This is a genomic window from Maritimibacter sp., from assembly GCF_016774595.1.
GTDB lineage: Bacteria > Pseudomonadota > Alphaproteobacteria > Rhodobacterales > Rhodobacteraceae > Maritimibacter > Maritimibacter alkaliphilus.
Map to the genome: position 1 here is coordinate 236721 of NZ_JACBWT010000002.1, position 20093 is coordinate 256813.

The 20093-nt window shown below is 64.7% G+C and carries 19 protein-coding genes and 1 tRNA gene; 9 read left to right on the top strand and 11 right to left on the bottom strand.

Features of this window, described 5'->3' with window-relative positions; genetic code table 11:
* Positions 1-135: 135 nt before the first annotated feature.
* The 5 genes from HOY44_RS12330 to yidD form a co-directional block, all read right to left on the bottom strand.
* Positions 136-1704: a putative bifunctional diguanylate cyclase/phosphodiesterase gene (locus HOY44_RS12330; protein WP_287434904.1), complete on the bottom strand. Its 1569-nt coding sequence runs from the start codon at positions 1702-1704 to the stop codon at positions 136-138.
* A gap of 93 nt (positions 1705-1797) precedes the next feature.
* Entirely contained in the window at positions 1798-2661 is an 864-nt protein-coding gene (ttcA, locus tag HOY44_RS12335) for a tRNA 2-thiocytidine(32) synthetase TtcA (protein ID WP_287434905.1), read from the bottom strand.
* 333 nt (positions 2662-2994) lie between these two features.
* Complete coding sequence (locus HOY44_RS12340) at positions 2995-3816, bottom strand: LytTR family DNA-binding domain-containing protein (RefSeq protein WP_287434906.1); 822 nt, start codon at positions 3814-3816, stop codon at positions 2995-2997.
* 113 nt (positions 3817-3929) lie between these two features.
* Positions 3930-4754: a hypothetical protein gene (locus HOY44_RS12345; RefSeq protein WP_138424479.1), complete on the bottom strand. Its 825-nt coding sequence runs from the start codon at positions 4752-4754 to the stop codon at positions 3930-3932.
* An 11-nt stretch (positions 4755-4765) separates the two neighbouring features.
* The gene (yidD, locus tag HOY44_RS12350) at positions 4766-5011 is read right to left on the bottom strand and encodes a membrane protein insertion efficiency factor YidD (RefSeq protein ID WP_008331447.1); all 246 of its coding nucleotides are present in this window, start codon (positions 5009-5011) and stop codon (positions 4766-4768) included.
* 111 nt (positions 5012-5122) lie between these two features.
* On the opposite strand from yidD, the gene HOY44_RS12355 reads away from it, so the two are divergent.
* Positions 5123-6136, top strand: coding sequence for an NAD-dependent epimerase/dehydratase family protein (locus HOY44_RS12355; RefSeq protein WP_287434907.1), 1014 nt, complete (start codon positions 5123-5125; stop codon positions 6134-6136).
* Positions 6137-6139: 3 nt separating this feature from the next.
* Here HOY44_RS12355 and HOY44_RS12360 read toward each other — a convergent pair whose 3' ends face one another.
* Positions 6140-7462, bottom strand: coding sequence for a UDP-glucose dehydrogenase family protein (locus tag HOY44_RS12360; protein ID WP_138424481.1), 1323 nt, complete (start codon positions 7460-7462; stop codon positions 6140-6142).
* A 209-nt stretch (positions 7463-7671) separates the two neighbouring features.
* On the opposite strand from HOY44_RS12360, the gene HOY44_RS12365 reads away from it, so the two are divergent.
* On the top strand, positions 7672-8136 hold the full coding sequence (locus HOY44_RS12365) for a hypothetical protein (RefSeq protein WP_287434908.1): 465 nt from the start codon (positions 7672-7674) through the stop codon (positions 8134-8136).
* Here HOY44_RS12365 and rnpA read toward each other — a convergent pair.
* Both rnpA and rpmH read right to left on the bottom strand, forming a co-directional pair.
* A complete protein-coding gene (rnpA, locus tag HOY44_RS12370; protein WP_287434909.1) occupies positions 8130-8534 on the bottom strand; it encodes a ribonuclease P protein component in 405 nt (134 codons plus the stop codon). The genes HOY44_RS12365 and rnpA overlap by 7 nt on opposite strands.
* A gap of 26 nt (positions 8535-8560) precedes the next feature.
* Positions 8561-8695, bottom strand: coding sequence for a 50S ribosomal protein L34 (rpmH, locus tag HOY44_RS12375; protein ID WP_008331438.1), 135 nt, complete (start codon positions 8693-8695; stop codon positions 8561-8563).
* A gap of 168 nt (positions 8696-8863) precedes the next feature.
* Between rpmH and HOY44_RS12380 the strand changes: the two genes are divergently transcribed.
* The 4 genes from HOY44_RS12380 to HOY44_RS12395 all read left to right on the top strand — a co-directional run bounded on the left by HOY44_RS12380 (position 8864) and on the right by HOY44_RS12395 (position 12585).
* Positions 8864-9649 carry a TVP38/TMEM64 family protein gene (locus tag HOY44_RS12380; RefSeq protein WP_287434910.1) on the top strand — a complete coding sequence of 262 codons (786 nt, stop codon included), beginning with the start codon at positions 8864-8866 and terminating at the stop codon, positions 9647-9649.
* Positions 9646-11013 carry a dihydrolipoyl dehydrogenase family protein gene (locus tag HOY44_RS12385; protein ID WP_287434911.1) on the top strand — a complete coding sequence of 456 codons (1368 nt, stop codon included), beginning with the start codon at positions 9646-9648 and terminating at the stop codon, positions 11011-11013. The genes HOY44_RS12380 and HOY44_RS12385 overlap by 4 nt, the downstream gene beginning before the upstream one ends.
* A gap of 19 nt (positions 11014-11032) precedes the next feature.
* Positions 11033-12451: a sensor histidine kinase gene (locus HOY44_RS12390; RefSeq protein ID WP_008331424.1), complete on the top strand. Its 1419-nt coding sequence runs from the start codon at positions 11033-11035 to the stop codon at positions 12449-12451.
* Between the two features lie 57 nt (positions 12452-12508).
* Positions 12509-12585, top strand: a tRNA-Arg gene (locus HOY44_RS12395).
* Between the two features lie 30 nt (positions 12586-12615).
* Here the strand turns inward: HOY44_RS12395 and HOY44_RS12400 are convergent.
* Positions 12616-13239 carry a TetR/AcrR family transcriptional regulator gene (locus HOY44_RS12400; protein WP_287434912.1) on the bottom strand — a complete coding sequence of 208 codons (624 nt, stop codon included), beginning with the start codon at positions 13237-13239 and terminating at the stop codon, positions 12616-12618.
* Between the two features lie 115 nt (positions 13240-13354).
* Here HOY44_RS12400 and HOY44_RS12405 point away from each other — a divergent pair, with 115 nt between their 5' ends.
* The 3 genes from HOY44_RS12405 to HOY44_RS12415 all read left to right on the top strand — a co-directional run bounded on the left by HOY44_RS12405 (position 13355) and on the right by HOY44_RS12415 (position 17990).
* Entirely contained in the window at positions 13355-15391 is a 2037-nt protein-coding gene (locus tag HOY44_RS12405; protein WP_287434913.1) for an oxidoreductase, read from the top strand.
* Positions 15392-15662: 271 nt separating this feature from the next.
* Positions 15663-16901 carry an aromatic ring-hydroxylating oxygenase subunit alpha gene (locus HOY44_RS12410; protein ID WP_287434914.1) on the top strand — a complete coding sequence of 413 codons (1239 nt, stop codon included), beginning with the start codon at positions 15663-15665 and terminating at the stop codon, positions 16899-16901.
* A 3-nt stretch (positions 16902-16904) separates the two neighbouring features.
* Positions 16905-17990, top strand: a complete 1086-nt coding sequence (locus tag HOY44_RS12415; protein WP_138424489.1) for an FAD-binding oxidoreductase — start codon at positions 16905-16907, stop codon at positions 17988-17990.
* A gap of 9 nt (positions 17991-17999) precedes the next feature.
* Here the strand turns inward: HOY44_RS12415 and HOY44_RS12420 are convergent, their stop codons facing one another.
* Both HOY44_RS12420 and hisD read right to left on the bottom strand, forming a co-directional pair.
* Entirely contained in the window at positions 18000-18755 is a 756-nt protein-coding gene (locus HOY44_RS12420; protein ID WP_287434915.1) for an SDR family NAD(P)-dependent oxidoreductase, read from the bottom strand.
* Positions 18752-20080, bottom strand: a complete 1329-nt coding sequence (gene hisD, locus HOY44_RS12425; RefSeq protein ID WP_287434916.1) for a histidinol dehydrogenase — start codon at positions 20078-20080, stop codon at positions 18752-18754. The genes HOY44_RS12420 and hisD overlap by 4 nt, the downstream gene beginning before the upstream one ends.
* Positions 20081-20093 lie beyond the last annotated feature (13 nt).

Sequence of the window (20093 nt, forward strand, 5' to 3'; positions counted from 1 at the left end):
GTGAATTTCGGATGGTGGGGTTCAAACCCCCGCAAGGCCAAACGTCAAGCGGTTTTACCGGAATTCACGGCGGTGCGAGGCGTCTTGCCGCGCGATCCGGCCGTGGTTTTCGTGCGGGTTGTAACGCCTGAAACGTCAACTCGCTTTCTTGCCGCGCGGATTCTCGGCGTGGTCGATCGTGGGCATCGTCGACAGCTTTGCCTGATGGGTCTCGATCCAGGTCGCGGTGTCTTCGAACGGCATCGGGCGGGCGATGGAATAGCCTTGCACATGACCGCAGCCGAGCTGGGCGAGCATCGCGTGTTCGCCGTGGGTTTCGACCCCTTCGCCCAGCGTATCCAGCCCAAGCCGTTCGGCCATGGTGAGGATCGCCGACACCATGTTCTGCTGGTCGCGGTCGGTATCGACCTGGCTGATGAAGCTGCGATCGATCTTGATGCGGGTCACGTCGAAACGCCGGATGTTCGAGATCGAGGCATGGCCGGTGCCGAAATCGTCAAGGTCGATGCCGCAGCCCAGTCGAGACAGGGCGGCGATGTTGCGGGTCGTGGTGTCGTCTTCCGACTGAGCCACCACGTTTTCCAGCACTTCGATCACGAGGCGGTCGGGGCCGAGGTCGAAACGGTCCAGCTCCCACCTGATCTTTTCGAACATGCGCGGGTTCCGCAGCTCTTCCGGCGAGACGTTGACCGCGACATTGGGCACTTTCAGCCCCGCCTTGTCCCATGCCTTGAGCGCCGTGAGCGCGTGATAGAGGATGACCTCGCCCAGCCGTTCGAACAGCCCGGCCTCGGCGATGGCGGGCAGGAACGCGGCGGGGGCGATCTGCCCTTTCTCGGGGTGCTCCCACCGCGCAAGCGCCTCGAACCCCGTCAACTGGCCGGTGTCGGTCGACACCTGCGGCTGGAACCACGGGCGGATTTCGCCGTCTTCCAGAGCGCGCAGAACCTCACGCGTGAGGTTGTCTGGCACCGATACGCGCGGACGCATCCCGTTGGAGAAGGCACGGATCGACCCCGGCCCGGCTTTCTGCGCCTCTTCCAGCGCGCTTTCGGCGGCGTCGAGCAGGCTTTCCCCGACCTGATCGGGCACGCGGGAGGGCATCGAGAACCCGAGGCAGGACGACAGGAGCACCCGTGTGCCGTCGAGCGATATGGGCTGGCCGACGGCGTCTTGCAGGCGACCTGAGAGTTGGATCATGACCTCAAGGTCGGTGCGTGGCGTGCGCGCGATCGCGATGCCGAAACACCCGGGTTTCAGCGCGGTCACCAGGTCGCTTTCACGCAAGACCGCTTTCAGCCGTTCGGCGCAGGTGCGCAGGACGGTGCCCGCGCCCGCCTCGCCGAACTGGGATTCGAGCGCGCTGGCATTGTCGATCTCGAGGACGAGACACACGGGCGGATCGCCGGCATCGTTCGACCCGCTCGAAAACCCCTGTGACAGGGTCGCGATCAGATCCTGCCGGCCGGGCAGCCCCGTCAGCATGTCGCGCCGTGCCGGGACCCGCCACGGCGCCGGAACATGCCCGGTCAGAACGAGGATGCCCGGAAGCGTCACCGCGATCACGAGCGCCAGACCTTCGCCCCCGAACCAGAACGCGCCCAGCATGATCGCGGGGAGAAACGCGAGCATCTGAGGCCCGAGCAGGATCATGCGGAGTTTCTTGCGAAGCGCGTCGCGCTGTGCCGAGGTCGTGATACTCATCGTCTGCTCCCCTATCCGAGGCGCATGAGCCGCCTCTTCGGTCCGTTGGACCATATGGGGAACGAGTCAACCTGCGGTTAACAGCTTGGGCCTTCAGGTGTCTTCCGTTTGGCCGCGCGTCAGCCCCGCGAAATCGAAGAGTTTCGGGTCGAGCAAGTGCGAAGGACGGGCGTTCATCAGGGCACGGAACATGACCTGACGCCGACCGGGCGAGTTCTTTTCCCAGCCGTCGAGAATCTGTTTCACCTGCTGTCGCTGCAATCCGTCCTGCGAACCGCACAGATCGCAGGGGATGATCGGGTAACCCATATCGCGGGAAAACTTTTCGCAATCTGCCTCGGCCACATGGGCAAGGGGGCGAAACACGAACAGGTCGCCTTCTTCGTTGACCAGTTTCGGCGGCATGGTCGCAAGGCGTCCGCCATGAAACAGGTTCATGAAGAAGGTTTCGAGGATGTCGTCGCGGTGATGGCCAAGCACGACCGCATTGCACCCTTCCTCACGCGCGATGCGATAGAGGTTGCCCCGGCGCAGACGGGAACAGAGCGCGCAGAACGTCCGGCCCTCGGGCACCTTGTCCATCACGATGGAATAGGTGTCCTCGTACTCGATCCGGTGCGGCACTTGGCGGTCTTCCAGAAACTCCGGCAGCACGGTGGCCGGAAACCCCGGCTGGCCCTGGTCGAGATTGCAGGCGAGGATTTCGACGGGCAGAAGCCCGCGCCACTTCATCTCGTAAAGCGCGGCCAGCATCGTGTAGCTGTCCTTGCCGCCCGACAGGCAGACGAGCCATTTCTGCCCCGGTTTCGCCTGCCCGGTCTCGTCCCGCTCGACCATGCCATAGTGCTCCACCGCCTCCCGCACGTTGCGCAGGATGCGTTTGCGGAGCTTCTTGAACTCCGTGGTCGAAGGGGCGCCGCGAAACAGCGGGTGGATGTCATCGGTCTCGTCGAGCATGAGCGCGGATTACCGTGGGGCGGGGCGTCTGGCAAGGGAAGTGGCGCGACGGTTGCGAGCGAGAATGCGCCCGCCCGCCGCGCCGTTGGAAAAGTGCCCCTCCGCGCGAAACACTCTGCACGGCCCGGCCTTCAATACACCCGACGGCCCAAGCGGGTCGCCGGTCTATGACGCGTGCTCAATCGGTGCTGCCTGCATGAACGGTTCGAAATACGAACCACCTGCGCCACGGCGTGATTTGTACTGATAAATCAGGTGCCTGTGTGCGCGATGGTGCGGATGACGCTGGATTTGGAGCGGTTGACGCCCAGGGGTTCGCGAACCGGCCGGGTTTCACATTTCACGATGCGAAAGCGCCGAACGCACGTCGCCCACGCGAGAGCGACTTACCGGGAGTTGTGATCCATCCACCGTCAACAACTTCGGGTTGCCGCTTTCGAATTTCACGCCTGCCATGCGGTCGGTCGCGATCCAGTGCGAGCGGTGCACCCTGATCCCGGCCTCGTCGGGGACCAGTCCCACGGCTTCGGACAAGGGCAGGCGGATCAGCTCTTCACCCCGCTCGGTGAAAACGCGCACGTATTGGTTTTCGGCAAGCATCCTCAGTACCCGGCCCCTCACGGCGGGCGACAGGTGATCCTGAAGCCGGCAGGACGTGGGCGGGCGATAGGACCAGATCTGCTCCGGCTTCACGTCGATACCCGCATGAGGCAGGAAATAAACCCAGAAGATGAACAGGCCGATGACGGCGGAAAGGACGACCCAGGCGACGACGATGGCGACGTGCCAGACGATCTCGGCCCCCGTCAGCCCGTGACCTTCGACAAGCGCGAAGACAACCGCGAGGACGAGGGCGAGTGGAATGTAGATCGCGATGTGGACCGGAAGGATCGGCCAGCCCCGGTCGAACGCCTCGCGAAACACGCGGGGCAGGACGAAATAGCTGTGGGCCAGAAACACGACGGTGTCGAACAGATGAACTCCGGCGCGAAACCACAACGGCTGATGCGCGAACAGCCCGCCGGGCGCGAAGATCGTGATGAACAGGGCGAGGACCAGCGCGGTTCCGAAGCAGTAGGGCGACAGGATATAGCCCTGAAGAATCGTTTCGATATCCCGACCGCGCGTAGCGGTGTTTCCCGCTTTGGATGTCATGCTGCGATGTGCCCCCTGCGGCACCATCGCTCCCGACCGGTGCCTGACGCATTCGTAACGAAGGTCAGGTTATCCTGTCCATTATTAATTGGGAGGGGGCGGGGCGGCCCCTGTCACCCGGCCCGCATACCGTCGCCCAGCCGCTTGCCCGTGTTCCAGTAGGCTTCGGCGATTTCGGCCGACCTGAGCGGCGTGCCCTTGGCGAGGCGGCGACAGAAATTCTCCATCTTCTCGTCGAACATGACGGCCTTGGTCGCGTTCTGCCGTGGCGGCATCCGCACCGCGTCCGGTGTCATCGGCTGACCGAGCTCGGAAAGCAGCCGTGCCGCGCCTTCGGGTCTGGTGATCTCGGACAGGTCAGCGCGGTGGATGTGAATGCGGGGGTTCGTGGCGGTCAGCCGCGCGTAATACTCGGCGCGGGCGAACACCTCGTGCACATACCACAGCGACGTGCCCGCCGGCCCGTGCTGCATGAACGGCTCGGCCTTGACGATGGTGTTGGGATAACGGGGGTCGAGCGCGAAGAGCCATGTGAAGCCGAAATTGGCGAACTCGAAGCGGTTCACGTAGCTCCATTGGATCTTGAACGCATCGCGGGTGAGGATGACCAGATGCACCTCCCCGACCTCGGTCAGCGGGGCGATGTTTTCGACCAGTCCGGCCTTGAACAGGAAATGCGACACCTCGGCATATCGGTCTGCCGGGCTGTCCATGACCCGCGCGAGTTTCTGAAGCCAGAAGGCGCGCACATGCTCCACGTTGCCGACGGAGTTGAAATTCGTGAGGTGCGACGCGTCCGGGCTGTCGACCCCCAACGTCTCATACGCCAGCCGTTCGTGATGCACCTCGGCCCCGGTCCAGTTCAGGCGCAGAAGCTCGGTCAGGAATACGGTTCCCGAGCGGCCCGTCGTCAGCGGGAAGAGGAATTGGCGGGGCATCGGCCCTCCGGCTACGGCTTTTTCCTCTTATCGCCGGGGTCCGGCACCGGGTCAAATCCCATGCCGCCAAGCGGATGGCAGCGCCCGATGCGCCGGATAGTCAACCAACCGCCCTTGAAGGCGCCGTGTTTCTCGAGCGCCTCGAGCGCATAGGCCGAGCAGGTCGGCTGATAGCGGCACGAATGGCCGACCCATGGCGAGAACACAAGACGGTAGAAGCGCACGGGAAGCGCGACGATATGGGCGAGCGGCGTCATGCGAGGGATATAGGGTGGCCGGGCGCCATCCGCGAGTCGTCAAAGCGCCGCGGGACGCTTGCACTTCGGAGGAATGCAGGTAGGACGGAAGGACAGCGCAAGAGGCGGTTCATGGCACGAATTTTCATCACCGGCACGGCTGGGTTCATCGGTTACCACCTCGCCCGCCTGCTGCTGGACGAAGGCCACACCGTCCACGGTTTCGACGGCATGACCGACTACTACGACGTCACGTTGAAGCAGCGCCGCCACGCGATGCTGTCGCAGAGCGAGCGGTTCGCCGCGACCGAAGCGATGCTGGAGGATCTGGCCGCCGTCGACACCGCCATCGACGGTTTCGTGCCCGAGATCATCGTCCACCTCGCGGGGCAGGCGGGGGTGCGCTACAGCCTCGAGAACCCGCGCGCCTATGTCGATGCGAACGTCGTCGGCACCTTCAACATTATGGAAGCCGCGCGGCGTCACGAGGTGCGGCACCTGATGATGGCCTCCACCTCGTCGGTCTACGGCGCGAATACCGAGATGCCGTTCAAGGAAACGGACAAGGCCGACACGCCGATGACGATCTACGCGGCGACCAAGAAGGCGACCGAGGCGATGGGGCATTCCTATGCGCACCTCTACGACCTGCCGACGACCATGTTCCGGTTCTTCACCGTCTATGGCCCGTGGGGCCGCCCCGACATGGCGCTGTTCAAGTTCGTGCGCGCGACCCTCGGCGGTGAGGCGATCGACGTCTACAACCACGGCGAGATGTTCCGCGACTTCACCTATGTCGAAGACCTCGTGCGCGCGATCCGTCTTCTGATGTTCGACGCGGTGCCGGTGCGGCCCGAGAACGGCGAGGTGCCGGAGGGGGACAGCCTGTCACCCGTCGCGCCCTACCGCGTGGTGAACATCGGGAATTCTCAGACCGTGCGGCTTCTGGATTTCGTGGATGCCATCGAGGACGCGCTGGGCATGAAGACCCGGCGCAACTTCATGGACATCCAACCCGGCGATGTGCCTGCGACATGGGCGGATGCGGGTCTGCTCGAGAGGCTCACCGGCTACCGACCGCAGACCGACGTGCGCGACGGTGTGCGCGCCTTCGTCGACTGGTATCGCGACTATTACGGCGTCTGACGCTCAAGCGCGGATCAGACCCACGCGCCCGATGCTGTCATAAGCCACGAACCCCGCTTCGGCAGCGGCGTCGGCGCTGTAGATATTGCGCAGGTCCGCCATCTTCGCCGATTTCATGCCGGACGCGATCTTGTCGAGGTCAAGGGCGCGGAATTCGTTCCATTCGGTCAGGATAACGATGAGGTCGGCGTCCTTGGCCGCGGCATAGGGGTCATCCTGCCATTCGACGCTGGGCAGCAGATGCTCGCCCTCGCGCTTGCCCTGCGGATCACAGACCCGCACCTTGGCGCCGCCCCCGACGAGCGATGGCACGATTGTCAGCGACGGGGCATCGCGCATGTCGTCGGTGTTGGGTTTGAACGTCACGCCCAGCACCGCGACGGTCTTGCCGTTGAACGAGCCGCCGCAGAGGTCGACCAGCTTGTCGATCATCCGCCGCTTCACATCCTCGTTCACCTTGATGACGGTTTCCACGATGGAGATGGGCGCGGCATGTTCCTGCCCGATCCGGGCCAGCGCCTTGGTGTCTTTCGGGAAGCACGATCCGCCGTAGCCGGGGCCCGCGTGGAGGAACTTGTTGCCGATGCGCCCGTCCATACCCATGCCCTTGGACACGGCTTTCACGTCCGCGCCCACCTTTTCGCACAGCGCCGCGATCTCGTTGATGAAGGTGATCTTGGTCGCGAGAAAGGCATTGGCGGCGTATTTGATCATTTCGGCCGACTCGAGGTCGGTCGTCACGATGGGGAAGTCGCGCAGGTAGAGCGGGCGATAGATCTCCTCCATCACCTTGGCGGCGCGGTCGGTTTCGACCCCCACGACCACGCGGTCGGGCTTCATGAAATCGTCGATCGCCGCGCCTTCACGCAGAAACTCGGGGTTCGACGCCACATCGAAATCGAGATCGGGGTTCGCCGCCGCCACCACGTCACGCACCTTGGCGTTGGTGCCGACCGGGACGGTCGATTTGGTGACGATGACGATGTAATCCTTGGCGGCCTTCGCGATCTCTTCGGCGGCGGCCATGACATAGGTGAGATCGGCGTGACCGTCGCCGCGCCGCGTGGGTGTGCCGACCGCGATGAACACCGCTTCGGCCCCGTCGATGGCACGTTCGAGGTCGAGCGTGAAGGACAGCCGCCCGGCTTCGACGTTCTTGTTCATCAGACGATCCAGCCCCGGTTCGTAAATCGGAACCTCGCCACGCTCCAGCATCTCGATCTTGCGCGGGTCCTTGTCGACGCAGATGACTTCGTGCCCGAAGTCCGAGAAGCACACGCCGGACACGAGGCCGACGTATCCGGTGCCGATCATGGCGATTTTCATGGAATGTCCTTCACAAGAAAACTGGTTTCGTCATCGAGTGACCCAAAGGGGGCCGCAGGTCGCACTTTCCAGATTTCCTTGAAATCCACAAGACGCCAACGGGGTGCAAGCGACTGGTCCGCCAGTGTTGCCGCATTGCAGCATCGCGGTCGGAAAAACTTGCGCCGCACAGTCCGGTTCAGCATGATCCGGGGGCAGGGGGACGCACCATGAACGAGATCATCCACATCCTGCATCTGCTGGCGGCGACCACATGGGCCGGCGGCAACCTGTTTTTCGCACTGATCCTGTTGCCCGCCATGGCGCGCAGCCCGGCGACCGAGGCCTCGGCCCTGTTCGACCGGATCGGCCCGGCCTCCGGCCTCGTGATGGGGGTCAGCGGTGTGCTCGTCCTCGTCACAGGGCCGCTTCGCGCGTGGTCGGGCGGCGGCATTCCCAGCCTCGGGGCGCTTGGATCGCCCTATGGCCTGTGGGTCATCGCGGCCTTCGTGATCGTGGTGGCGGTATCGGGTTTCGACGGGGCCGGGCGGGCGCGTCTGCGCCGGTCTTTCGACGATCCGTCCACCTATCCCACGGTCGCGGGCGGCATCGCGCGGCGCACGGCATGGGTGACCGCAAGCGGCATGACCCTGCTGATCCTCATCATGGCGCTGTTGGGGCTTGGTCTCTACTGACCGTGGACGCGGGCGAGCGCCGCACGGAGATCGGTTGTCATCGCTGCGAAATCCCGTTGGACCGTGCTGCCGGGGCGTGCGACGAGCACGTAATCCCAGCCTGCGCGCCCTTCGTCGGCGATGACGGCGCGGGCGATCTCACGCAAGCGGCGTTTGGCCCGGTTGCGGGCGACCGCGTTGCCGACCTTCTTGGATGCCGTGTAGCCGACGCGCACGACCGCATCGTCGTCGCGCCGGTCGCGGCCCTGCAACAGGAAGGCAGGCGCGGGCGCCTTGCGGGCGCGCGCACAGGCCAGAAAATCCGGGCGCTTTTTCAGCGTCTCCAGACAAACGGAAACCGCCGGGGGCGCTTCGTGCCCGGCCTCATGGCCGTCCACGGGTGCCTCCGGCGGTGTCATGTCTTCAGCCGAGATGTCGGACCCGCTTACGCGGACAGCGACTTGCGGCCCTTGGCGCGACGCGCGTTCAGGATCTTGCGGCCGGCCTTGGTCGCCATGCGCGCACGGAAACCGTGGCGGCGCTTGCGAACCAGGTTCGAAGGTTGGTAGGTGCGTTTCATCGCCCGTCTCCGTCAGGTTCTGGACCCCGAAAGGTCCATCTTCGTCTCATGCCCACTGATCCCGATGGAATCGGGGCGGAATTCGTTGAAGCCCGGTCTATAGGGGCGGTTCGGGGCCAAGTCAAACCCCGCGTCGGTCCTTTTGAAACATTTTCGCGACGCGGATCAATGCGGCGTGAGGGGGGTGGCGGGACCAACGCTTCATCGTCATGGTGCGATCACTTGAGCAAGGAGGATGCCTTGAACGCCGAACGGATCAAACGCCTGATCCCGATCACGATAATCGCCATCGTGGCGCTGGTCGGTTTCGTCCTGTTCCGCGACCGCCTGACTTATGACGCGCTGGCCGAAAACCGCGCCGATCTGATCGCGTTTCGCGACGACAACTACCTGCTTGCCGTGCTGGTGTTCATCGCGGCCTACACCGCCATCGTGGGCTTTTCTCTGCCCGGCGCGACCATCGCCACGCTCACGGGCGGTTTCCTCTTCGGTCTCTTTCCCGGCGTCTTCTACAACGTCGCCGCCGCGTCCATGGGGGCGCTCATCATCTTCTCTGCCGCCAAGCTGGGACTGGGGGAGCGATTGGCGGCCCGGATGGAGGCGTCGCCGGGCCGGATCGCAAGGCTCAAGGCCGCTATCGACAATAGCCAGTGGTCGGTCCTGTTCCTCATGCGCCTGATCCCGGTGGTGCCGTTCTTCGTGGCCAACGTGCTGCCCGCCCTCGTGAACGTGCGTACATGGGTCTTTGCGGTGACGACCGTGGTCGGGATCATTCCGGGCGCGTTGATCTATACCTCGGTCGGCTCCGGTCTGGGCGAAGTGTTCGAGGCAGGCGGCACGCCCGACCTCGGCATCATCTTCAAACCCTATATCCTCGGGCCGATCATCGGCTTGTGCGCTCTGGCCCTGCTCCCCCTTATCCTGCGCGTCTTTCGGAAGGATCCCATCGCATGACCGTCATCAAGACCGACATCTGCGTCATCGGGGCCGGGTCCGGCGGGCTGTCGGTCGCCTCGGGCGCCGCCCAGATGGGGGCGAAGGTGGTGCTGATCGAAAAGGGCGAAATGGGGGGCGATTGCCTCAATACCGGCTGCGTGCCGTCGAAGGCGCTTCTGTCCGCCGGCGCCAAGGGACTGGATTGGGACGCGGCCCACGCGCATGTCAAATCCGCCATCGCGACCATTGCGCCGCACGACAGTCAGGAGCGGTTCGAAGGTCTCGGTTGCACCGTGATCCGGGACCATGCGCGGTTCACCGGCCCGCGTGAGGTGCGGGCGGGCGACACGACGATCCGTGCGAGACGCTTCGTCATCGCCACCGGATCCCGCCCCTTCGTGCCGGAGGTTCCGGGGCTGGACGAGGTGCCGCACTACACGAACGAAACGATCTTCGATCTGGCCGAAAAGCCGAAACACCTCTTGGTGATCGGCGGCGGCCCCATCGGCTGCGAAATGGCGCTGGCGCATCGGCGGCTGGGCTGTGAGGTGACCGTTCTCGAGGCGCAGAAGGCACTTGGCAAGGACGACCCCGAAGCCGCCGGGCTGGTGCTGGACACTTTGCGCGACGAGGGCATCGAGATCGTCGAGGGGGCGCAGGCCGTGCGCGTGCGCGACACCGAGGGCCGGATCGAAGTGGTGACCGAATTCGGGCGGGTCTTCACCGGCTCTCACATCCTCGTCGCCGTCGGGCGCAAGGCGAATACGGACGACATGGGGCTGGACAAGGCCGGGGTCGAAACCACGGACCGCGGGATCAAGGTGGACGACCGCCTGCGCACCACGAACCGCCGCATCTTCGCCGTGGGCGACATCACCGGCGGTCTGCAATTCACCCATGTCGCGGGCTATCACGGCGGGGTGGTGATCCGGCCCACCGTTCTGCGGCTCCCGGCCAAGGCGCGGACCGACCACATCCCGTGGTGCACCTATACCGACCCGGAACTGGCGCAGGTCGGGCTGACCGAAGAGGCCGCGCGCAAGGCGCATGCCGACAAGCTGACCGTCGTGCGCGCCGACTTCGCAGGCAACGACCGTGCCATCGCGACGGGGGAGACCAAGGGCTTCATCAAGGTCATGGTCGTGAAATCAAAGCCTGTGGGGGTGACGCTCGTCGGCAAGAACGCCGGCGAACTGATCGCGCCCTGGTCGCTCGCCATTTCTCAGGGCCTGTCGCTCTCGGCCATATCCGGCATGGTCCTGCCCTATCCCACGCTGTCAGAAATTTCCAAGCGCGCCTCTGGGAACTTCTACTCGCCAAAACTATTTGAGAATGAAACACTAAAACGTGTGGTTCGGGTCCTTCAAAGGCTCGTGCCGTAGACACGCAGGTAGGGACGAGATGTTTTTGAACTCGCTCTCCGGCAGGTTCCTGATCCTGACCGCCGCATTCGTCATGCTGGCGGAAGTGTTGATCTTTGTCCCCTCCATCGCCAGTTTTCGCGAAGATTACCTGCAATCCCGGCTCGAACGCGCACAGATCGCGTCGCTCGTCCTGCTGGCCGACGACATGATCGACGCGGAGCTGGAGCGGGAACTTCTGCTGAACGCCGAGGTGTTCAACGTCGTGCTGCGTCGCGACGAGGCGCGGGAACTGATGCTGTCGTCGCCCGTGCCGGGCCCGGTCGCCGCCAGTTTCGACCTGCGCGAAGAGAGTTTCGCCATGCTGATGCGCGATGCCGTCGTGCGCCTTTTCGACAGCGAGAACGAGGTGATCCGGGTGATCGGCGACCCGGTGCGCGAAGGCGGGCTGGTGATCGAGGTCACGATGGAAAGCGCGCCCCTGCGCGACGCTATGCTGGAATATGGCCGCCGTATCCTTGCCCTGTCGGCAATCATCTCGATCGCCACGGCCGTGCTTTTGTTCCTGTCCGTCCGCACCCTGATGGTGCGCCCGATCAAGAAGGTCGTGCAGAACATGATGGGCTATGCGAAGGCGCCTGAGGACGCCCGGCAGATCATCGCGCCCGCGTCGCGGGTGCGGGAATTGCGCGAGGCGGAAGAGGCCCTCCACGATTTGCAGGAACAGCTTTCGAGTGCGCTCAAACAAAAGGAACGGCTGGCCCAGCTGGGCGGTGCGGTCGCCCGGATCAGCCATGACCTGCGCAATATCCTGACCACGGCCCAGCTCTTCGCGGACCGTGTCGAGATGAGCGAAGACCCCGGCGTGCAGCGCGCCGTGCCCAAGCTGATGGGGTCGATCAGCCGCGCGGTGAACCTGTGCGAATCCACGCTCGCCTTCGGCAAGGCCGAAGAGCCCGCGCCGCGCCTGACCCGGTTCAATCTGTCGGAAGTGGTCGGCGACGTGGTCGACAGCGAACGCCTTGCCGCCGGTGAAGACGACATTTCCTATTCCGAAGACGTGCCTGCGAACCTGTCGGTCCGTGCCGATCCCGAACAGCTTTATCGCATCCTGCGCAACCTCGTGCGCAACGCCCGTCAGGCGCTTCAAGGCGCGAGCGGTGGCGAGATCATGGTGTCGGGCTACGAGACCGCCGACGAATGGACGATCCGGGTCGAGGACACCGGGCCGGGCCTGCCCCCCAAGGCGCAGGAGCTTCTGTTCCAGCCCTTCGCGGCAGGCGGGCGCAAGGGCGGCACCGGGCTGGGGCTGGCGATTTCCGCCGAACTGGTGCGCGGCCATGGCGGGCGGCTTGAGCTTGAGCGGACCGGGCCGGACGGCACCGTCTTTGCGATCCATCTTCCCCGCGGGCTGGAAACGCTGGCCGATCCGGTGGCGCGTGAGGAAGCGGCGCAGTAATTCGCGGATTGCCCCTTGCAATGCCCCGCCTGTGCCGTTACATCGCCGCTACCCCGCGCGCTGGTAGCTCAGTTGGATAGAGTACTTGACTACGAATCAAGGGGTCGGGGGTTCGAATCCTCCCCAGCGCGCCACTTTCCTTCCTTGCCGGATCGATCCGAGGTTCACCTGAACCGTGCCGTGAAGCGCGCCATTTCGTTCGCGGTCGGTGGCTGTCCGGTGTAGGTCTGCACGTAGTGCGGAAAGCGCGCGAGGCGGGTTTCGAGGTCTTCTTCCACCTGCATCGAGATATAGCCGATCTGAACGAGGTAGATGGTGCGCGCGCGCACGTCGGCTTCGTCCCCGTCATAGCCGTAGCGGGCGAAAAGGGCGCGGATCGCGGCGAGGCGGGTTTCGTCGGCCTGTGCGACGCGGGCCCGGACGGCGTCGGACTGGTGCGCCCAGCCGCGGATCGCGAAGTCGAACCGCGCCTCGAAGCCGCCGCCGTCCAGAAATACCGCGATCAGGTTCAGAACCGCCTCCTGCACGGTTTCGGCATAGGCGTCACAGGCCGAGACGAGCGCGCCGGTGTTGGTCGCCTCCCAGTCTTCCAGAAGGGCGTCCAGCACGGCGGCGCGATCCTTGAAGAACCAGTAGAAGCTGGTGCGCGACAGGCCGATCCGTTCGGCGAGGGGCTGGATCTTCACCGCGCCGATGCCGCTTTCGATCAAGGCGGACTTGGCCGCGTCGAGCCACCCCTCACGCGATCCGCGCCAGCCGGTTTCCGTGATGTCCCGTGCGTCGGTCATGGCGGCGATCCTATGCGCGTGGGCGGTGCCGGGCAAGGAAAATAGACAAACATGTCTCTAAACTTGACATAAGTGAACATTTTGTGGAATCGCTTGCCGAGCCACGGAGGTTTCCATGTCCAACGACCCGCTTCTCCAGCCCTATCAACTCAAACATCTGACGCTGAAGAACCGGCTGATGATTACGAGTCACGAGCCGGCCTATCCCGAGGACGGGATGCCCAAGGACCGGTATCGCGCCTATCACGTGGAACGGGCGCGGGCGGGGGTGGCGCTGACGATGACGGCGGGGTCTGCAAGCGTCTCCCGCGACAGTCCGCCGGTGTTCAACAACATTCTGGCGTGGAAGGACGAGGTCGTGGGCTGGATGAAGGCTCTGACGGACGAGTGCCACGAGCATGGCTGCGCGGTGATGATCCAGTTGACCCACCTTGGCCGCCGGACGCGGTGGGACAAGGCCGACTGGCTCCCGGTCGTGTCGCCCAGCCATGAGCGCGAGCCGTCGCACAAGGCGTTTCCGAAAAAGGCCGAGGACTGGGACGTGGCCCGGATCATCACGGATTACGCCGATGCCGCCGAACGAATGCAGGCGGCGGGGCTCGACGGGATCGAGTTGCAGGCCTACGGGCACCTGATGGATCAGTTCTGGTCGCCGCTGACCAACACGCTCGACGGCCCCTATGGTGGCGATCTGGACGGGCGCCTGCGCTTCACCTTCGACACGCTGAAAGCGATCCGCGACCGGGTCGGGTCCGAGTTCATCGTCGGCGTGCGCTACACCGGGGACGAGAATCTGCCGGGCGGCCTGACGCGCGAGGACGGGCTGGAGATTTCCAAGCGGCTCAAAGACAGCGGCATGGTCGATTTCCTGAACGTGGTGAAAGGGCATATCGACACCGACGCGGGCCTGACCGACGTGATCCCGGTGCAGGGGATGCGCTCGGCCCCGCATCTGGATTTCGCGGGCGACATTCGCGCGGCGACGCAGTTCCCGACCTTTCACGCCGCCAAGATTCAGGATGTCGCGACTGCACGCCATGCGATCGCCTCCGGCAAGCTCGACATGGTCGGGATGACCCGCGCGCATATGGCCGATCCGCATATCGTGGCCAAGATCATGCGGGGGGAGGAGGATCGCATCCGACCCTGCGTCGGGGCGAACTACTGCCTCGACCGGATCTATCAGGGGGGCATGGCGCTCTGTCTGCACAACCCCTCGACGGGGCGTGAGATCGAGCAGCCGCATGAGATCACGCTGGCCGAGACATCCCGCCGGGTGGTCATCGTGGGTGCTGGACCTGCGGGGCTGGAGGCGGCACGGGTCGCCGCGCTCAGGGGCCATGAGGTGATCGTGCACGAGGCCGCGAACGATCCCGGCGGTCAGGTGCGGCTGACCGCGCAGACCCCACGGCGCGCCGAAATGATGCAGCTCATCCAGTGGCGCGTTGCGGAGTGTGAACGGCTCGGCGTCACCTTTCATTTCAACAGTTTCGCGGATGCGGAGACGGTCGCCGCCCATGCGCCGGACGTGGTGATCGTCGCCACCGGGGGTCTGCCGCATGTCGAGGTGCTGCGCGAAGGCGACGACCTCGTCGCCTCGACATGGGACATTCTGTCGGGCGACGTGCGCCCCGGCACGAACGTTCTGATCTATGACGACGCGGGTGACTACCCCGCGTTGCAGGCCGCCGAAAAGATCGCGGCGACCGGGGCGAAGGTCGAGGTGATGACGCGCGACCGCAACATCGTGCCCGAGGTCATGGCGATGTCGCTCACCCCCGCGCTGCGCGAGCTTCAAGCGCGCGACGTGACCTTTACCGTGACATGGCGGCTGGATGCGGTGCGGCGGGACGGCAATGAACTTATCGCGGACATCGGCAGCGATTACGGCGGTGTCCAACGCGAGCGTCGGGTGGATCAGGTGGTGGTGAACCACGGCACCCGGCCCTTGGACGATCTCTATTTCGACCTGCGCCCCGGTTCCTCCAATCTGGGCGAAGTCGATTACGAAGCCCTCATCGCCAATGCGCCGCAAACGGTCGCCACGAATCCCGATGGCACCTATCGGCTTTTCCGCATCGGCGATGCCGTGGCCGCGCGCAACACACATGCGGCGATCTACGACGCGCTGCGCCTCGCGCGGGCCCTGTAGGCGGCGGGGGATGTTCGCGGGACGCACAGGGATTGGGCGCGGATCGGAGCGCTTCGATGCCGGAACGGACGGCGGCAAGCCGCCAATTTCCGCGCAGGTCGCGGACGGATTTTCGCGTGTCGGATTCCGCCCGTTCGAGCGGCGCAAAATCGTGTTTTGGAATCGCAGGAATGGCGCGCGCCGGGCCGACTGACTCGCGAGCTTTCTGCAAATCGGAAACCTCACCCCGCCGGGTGGATGCATCACCCGCGGACCACATCGGAGTAGTCACATGTTGCGCGACTCGGACGTTCTTTCGCAACTCATGCGCCGCAAGCCGGGCTATTCGCTGTCACAGGATCTGTATTGCGACGCGGGCACCTATGCCGTCGATCTTGAGAACATCTGGTATCGCGAATGGCTTTACGCCGTGCCCGCCGTCGAAGTGCCGAAGGCCGGGAGTTACGTGGTGTACGAGGTGGGTGCCTATTCGGTCGTCATCGTGCGCGGCAACGACGGTGAAATCCGCGCGTTCCACAACTCCTGCCGCCACCGTGGATCGGTCCTGTGCAAGACCAAGAAGGGCACCAACCCCAAGCTTGTCTGCCCTTACCATCAGTGGACCTACGAGCTGGACGGCAAACTCCTGTGGGCGCGCGACATGGGGCCGGATTTCGACGCTTCGAAGTTCGGGCTGAAGCAGGTGCATTGTCGCGTTCTTTCGGGGCTGGTCTACATCTGCCTTGCCGACCGCGCGCCGGATTTCGACACCTTCGCCGCCGTGGCCGAGCCCTATCTCGCCCCCCACGATCTGACCAACGCGAAAATCGCGCACCAGTCGACGATCATCGAAGAGGGCAACTGGAAACTCGTGTGGGAAAACAACCGGGAGTGCTATCACTGCTCGGGCAACCACCCGTCGCTGTGCCGCACCTTTCCCGAAGATCCGGCGGTCGCAGGGATTTCCGAGGACGGGACGTTCCCGCCATCGGTCGAAAGCCATTTCCAGAGGCTCGAGGCCTCAGGCGTGCCGTCGCGCTTCCACCTGTCCGATACTGGCCAATACCGCCTCGCGCGTATGCCGCTGCTGGGCGGCGCGCAGAGTTACACGATGGACACGAAATGGGCCGTGGCCAAAAAGCTGGGCCGGGTCACGGACGACACGCCCGGCACGCTGCTCAAATTCCACTACCCGACGACCTGGAACCACTTTCTCGGCGATCACGCCATCACCTTCCGCGTGACCCCCATCGGCCCCATGCGGACCGAGGTGCAGACCACGTGGCTTGTCCACAAGGACGCGGTCGAGGGGCAGGATTACGACGTCAAACGCTTGACCGAAGTGTGGGAACACACCAACGAGGAAGACCGCGAGGTGGTCGAGAACAACCAGCGCGGCATTCTTTCGCCCGCCTATGAGCCGGGGCCGTATTCGCCGGTGCAGGAAAGCGGCAACATCCAGTTCGTCGATTGGTATGCCAGCACCCTCATCCGCGCGATCACCGGTCCCGCTGTCCTCGCGGCGGAGTAAGAGATGGGCTTGCAGACCGACCTGACCGCTTCCGCCGACGCCGCGATCTGGCGTGACGAGGAACTGCTGGAATGCTGCGCGGTGGTGCCCGAGGCGCCGAACACCGCGTCATTCAGCTTCATCGCGCCGTCGGGGGCCGTGTTCAAATACGAGCCGGGGCAGTTCGTCACGCTGGAGCTTCCGGTGCCCGGTGGCACGGTCTGGCGCACCTACACGATCAGCTCGTCGCCTTCACGCCCGCTGACCCTGTCGGTGACGGTCAAGGCGCAGGCGGACTCCATCGGCACGCGCTGGATGCTCGACCACCTGCGTCCGGGAATGAAGATCAAGGCCACGGGGCCTGCGGGCATCTTCACCTTGCCGACGCGCGAGCGGAAGAAATACCTGTTCATCTCGGCAGGCTCCGGCATCACGCCGTCCCTGTCGATGACCACCTATCTCTATGACAGGGGCGCTGGCACCGACATCGTGTTCCTGCACTGCGCCAAACGACCGAGCGAGATCATCGCGCGTCAGCGGTTGGAGATGATGGCGGCCCGCGTGCCGGAGCTGAAGCTCTATTTCCTTGTGGAAGAGGACGACCCTTACCACGTCTGGACCGGGTTTCGGGGGCGTCTGAACCAGTTGATGATCGGCCTGATCGCGGGCGACTACATGGACCGCGAGGTCTATTGCTGTGGTCCCGAACCGTTCATGGATGCGGTGCGCGAAATGCTCATCGGTCTCGGCTACGACATGGACCGATATGCGCAGGAAACCTTCGTCGCCCCGGTCAAAACGGAAGAGCAGCTTCCTGACCCGGACGATCTGGTGCTCGACGATGCGGCCGAAGCGCGCGTCACCTTCGCGCGGTCGGACACGACGGCGGACTGCACCGAGACCGACACGATCCTACAGGTCGCGCGCAATTCGGGCATCGTGATCCCCTCGGGCTGCACCTTCGGCGTCTGCGGCACGTGCAAGATCAAGAAGACCTCGGGTCAGGTCCACATGGTTCACAACGGCGGAATTTCGGACGACGACATCGAGGCGGGCTATGTGCTCGCCTGTTGCTCGCACCCCATTGGGGCCGTCGAAGTCGAAGCCTGAGCGGGCGGCTTAGTCAGCCGTCCACCCTCCGTCCAGCATCATCGCGCTTCCGGTCATCAGGCCGGAGGCGTCCGAGGCGAGGAACACGGCGGCGCCTGTGATGTCGCCCACTTGCCCGATGCGCCCCAGCTTGATCTTGGCCAATACGCTGTCGAGGAAAGCCTGATCCTCGAAGAACGGTTTCGTCATCGGGGTTTCGATGAAAGTCGGGCAGATCGTATTCACGCGGATGCCGTTCGGCCCCAGTTCGACGGCCAGCGCCTTGGTGAAGCCTTCGATGGCCCATTTCGATGCGCAATAGAGCGTGCGATTGGCCGCGCCCACGTGACCCATCTGCGAGGACATATTTATGATCGAGCCCTTGGTCCCGTTCTCGACCATCTTGGCCGACACCGCCTGCGCCGCGAAGATCGCGGCTTTGACGTTCAGGTCGATGACCGCGTCGTAGTCGTCCTCGCTCACCTCGGACAAGGGCTTGGGCCGATTGGTGCCTGCGTTGTTCACGAAGACGTCGAAGGCGGGGCGCTGGGCGATGAGGGTGGCGAAGCCCGCGATGTCGGTCACGTCCGCGACCATCGCGTCCGCCGTGAACCCCTGATCGGTGAGCGCCTTGGCCACGGCCTCGACCTCCGCGCCCGTCCGGGCGCAGAGCGTGACCTCGGCCCCGGCGGCGGCGTAGGCCTCGGCAATCGCGCGGCCGATCCCCCGGCCCGCGCCCGTCACCAAGGCGCGCTTGCCCGAAAGCGAGAAGTCCGGCGCGCTCATTCCGCGGCCCCGCGGTAGGGCGCGGCCTCGCCATAAGGCACGTTGATCCCGCCGTAGCGGCGCACGCGGACGTTGCACTGTTCGGCGTGGCCCACGAACCCTTCGAGCATACACAGGCGCGAGCCGTATTCGCCGACCAGCGTGGCCGCCTCGTCCGTCGTGACCTTCTGATAGCTGTGCGTTTTCAGGAACTTGCCGACCCAGAGGCCACCCGTATAGCGCCCGGCCTTTTTCGTCGGCAGCGTGTGGTTCGTGCCGATCACCTTGTCGCCGTTCGCGACGTTGGTGCGGGGGCCGAGGAACAGCGCGCCGTAGCTGACCATATTGTCGAGGAACCAGTCGTCGCGGTCGGTCATCACCTGCACATGCTCATAGGCCATGTCGTTCGCGACCGAGAGCATCTCGTCGTAGGTGTCGCAGAGGATCACGTCGCCGTAGTCGCGCCAGCTTACGCTTGCCGTCTCGGCGGTGGGCAGGATTTCAAGCAAGCGGTCGATCTCGGCCAGAGTCGCCTCGGCCAGCCTGCGGGAATTGGTGATGAGGCAGGCGGGGGAGTTGTAGCCGTGCTCGGCCTGACCCAGAAGGTCGGTCGCGCACATCTCGGCATCCACCGTGTCGTCTGCGATCACCATCGTCTCGGTCGGACCGGCGAAGAGGTCGATGCCCACGCGCCCGAAAAGCTGCCGCTTCGCTTCGGCGACAAAGGCATTGCCGGGACCGACGAGCATATGCACCGGGTCGATGCTTTCCGTCCCGATGGCCATTGCGCCCACGGCCTGAATGCCGCCGAGAACGAGAATTTCATGGGCGCCGCCCAGTTGCATCGCGGCGACGATGGCGGGGTGGGGGGCACCCTTGACGGGCGGGGCCGACGCGACGATGCGCGGGACGCCCGCGACCGACGCCGTCAGAACCGACATATGGGCCGAGGCGACCATGGGGAACTTGCCGCCGGGCACGTAGCAGCCCACGGACTGCACCGGGATGTTCTTGTGGCCGAGGATCACGCCCGGCATCGTCTCGACCTCGGTATCGGTCATCGTCGCGCGCTGGGCCTCGGCAAAGCGGCGGATCTGGGTCTGGGCGAACTTGATGTCCTCCATCTCGCGCGTCGTGACCTTCTGCATCGCCGCCTCGATCTCGGACGGGGTGAGGCGGAATGCCTTGGGCGTGTAGCCGTCGAACTTTTCAGACAGATCGCGCACGGCGGCATCGCCCCGCGTCTCGATATCCTTCAGCGTCGCTTCGACCGTGGCGCGCACTTTGGCGTCGTCCTCGGCCCGCTCGGTTTCGGGTTTGCTGCGTTTGAGATGTTCGATGGCCATACGATGTCCTCCA

Bases quoted from the DNA above. Each gene is read 5' to 3' on its own strand.
- HOY44_RS12330 (WP_287434904.1), bottom strand. From the start codon at position 1,704: ATGAGTATCACGACCTCGGCACAGCGCGACGCGCTTCGCAAGAAACTC.
- ttcA (WP_287434905.1), bottom strand. From the start codon at position 2,661: ATGCTCGACGAGACCGATGACATCCACCCGCTGTTTCGCGGCGCCCCT.
- HOY44_RS12340 (WP_287434906.1), bottom strand. From the start codon at position 3,816: ATGACATCCAAAGCGGGAAACACCGCTACGCGCGGTCGGGATATCGAA.
- HOY44_RS12345 (WP_138424479.1), bottom strand. From the start codon at position 4,754: ATGCCCCGCCAATTCCTCTTCCCGCTGACGACGGGCCGCTCGGGAACC.
- yidD (WP_008331447.1), bottom strand. From the start codon at position 5,011: ATGACGCCGCTCGCCCATATCGTCGCGCTTCCCGTGCGCTTCTACCGT.
- HOY44_RS12355 (WP_287434907.1), top strand. From the start codon at position 5,123: ATGGCACGAATTTTCATCACCGGCACGGCTGGGTTCATCGGTTACCAC.
- HOY44_RS12360 (WP_138424481.1), bottom strand. From the start codon at position 7,462: ATGAAAATCGCCATGATCGGCACCGGATACGTCGGCCTCGTGTCCGGC.
- HOY44_RS12365 (WP_287434908.1), top strand. From the start codon at position 7,672: ATGAACGAGATCATCCACATCCTGCATCTGCTGGCGGCGACCACATGG.
- rnpA (WP_287434909.1), bottom strand. From the start codon at position 8,534: ATGACACCGCCGGAGGCACCCGTGGACGGCCATGAGGCCGGGCACGAA.
- rpmH (WP_008331438.1), bottom strand. From the start codon at position 8,695: ATGAAACGCACCTACCAACCTTCGAACCTGGTTCGCAAGCGCCGCCAC.
- HOY44_RS12380 (WP_287434910.1), top strand. From the start codon at position 8,864: ATGCGGCGTGAGGGGGGTGGCGGGACCAACGCTTCATCGTCATGGTGC.
- HOY44_RS12385 (WP_287434911.1), top strand. From the start codon at position 9,646: ATGACCGTCATCAAGACCGACATCTGCGTCATCGGGGCCGGGTCCGGC.
- HOY44_RS12390 (WP_008331424.1), top strand. From the start codon at position 11,033: ATGTTTTTGAACTCGCTCTCCGGCAGGTTCCTGATCCTGACCGCCGCA.
- HOY44_RS12400 (WP_287434912.1), bottom strand. From the start codon at position 13,239: ATGACCGACGCACGGGACATCACGGAAACCGGCTGGCGCGGATCGCGT.
- HOY44_RS12405 (WP_287434913.1), top strand. From the start codon at position 13,355: ATGTCCAACGACCCGCTTCTCCAGCCCTATCAACTCAAACATCTGACG.
- HOY44_RS12410 (WP_287434914.1), top strand. From the start codon at position 15,663: ATGTTGCGCGACTCGGACGTTCTTTCGCAACTCATGCGCCGCAAGCCG.
- HOY44_RS12415 (WP_138424489.1), top strand. From the start codon at position 16,905: ATGGGCTTGCAGACCGACCTGACCGCTTCCGCCGACGCCGCGATCTGG.
- HOY44_RS12420 (WP_287434915.1), bottom strand. From the start codon at position 18,755: ATGAGCGCGCCGGACTTCTCGCTTTCGGGCAAGCGCGCCTTGGTGACG.
- hisD (WP_287434916.1), bottom strand. From the start codon at position 20,080: ATGGCCATCGAACATCTCAAACGCAGCAAACCCGAAACCGAGCGGGCC.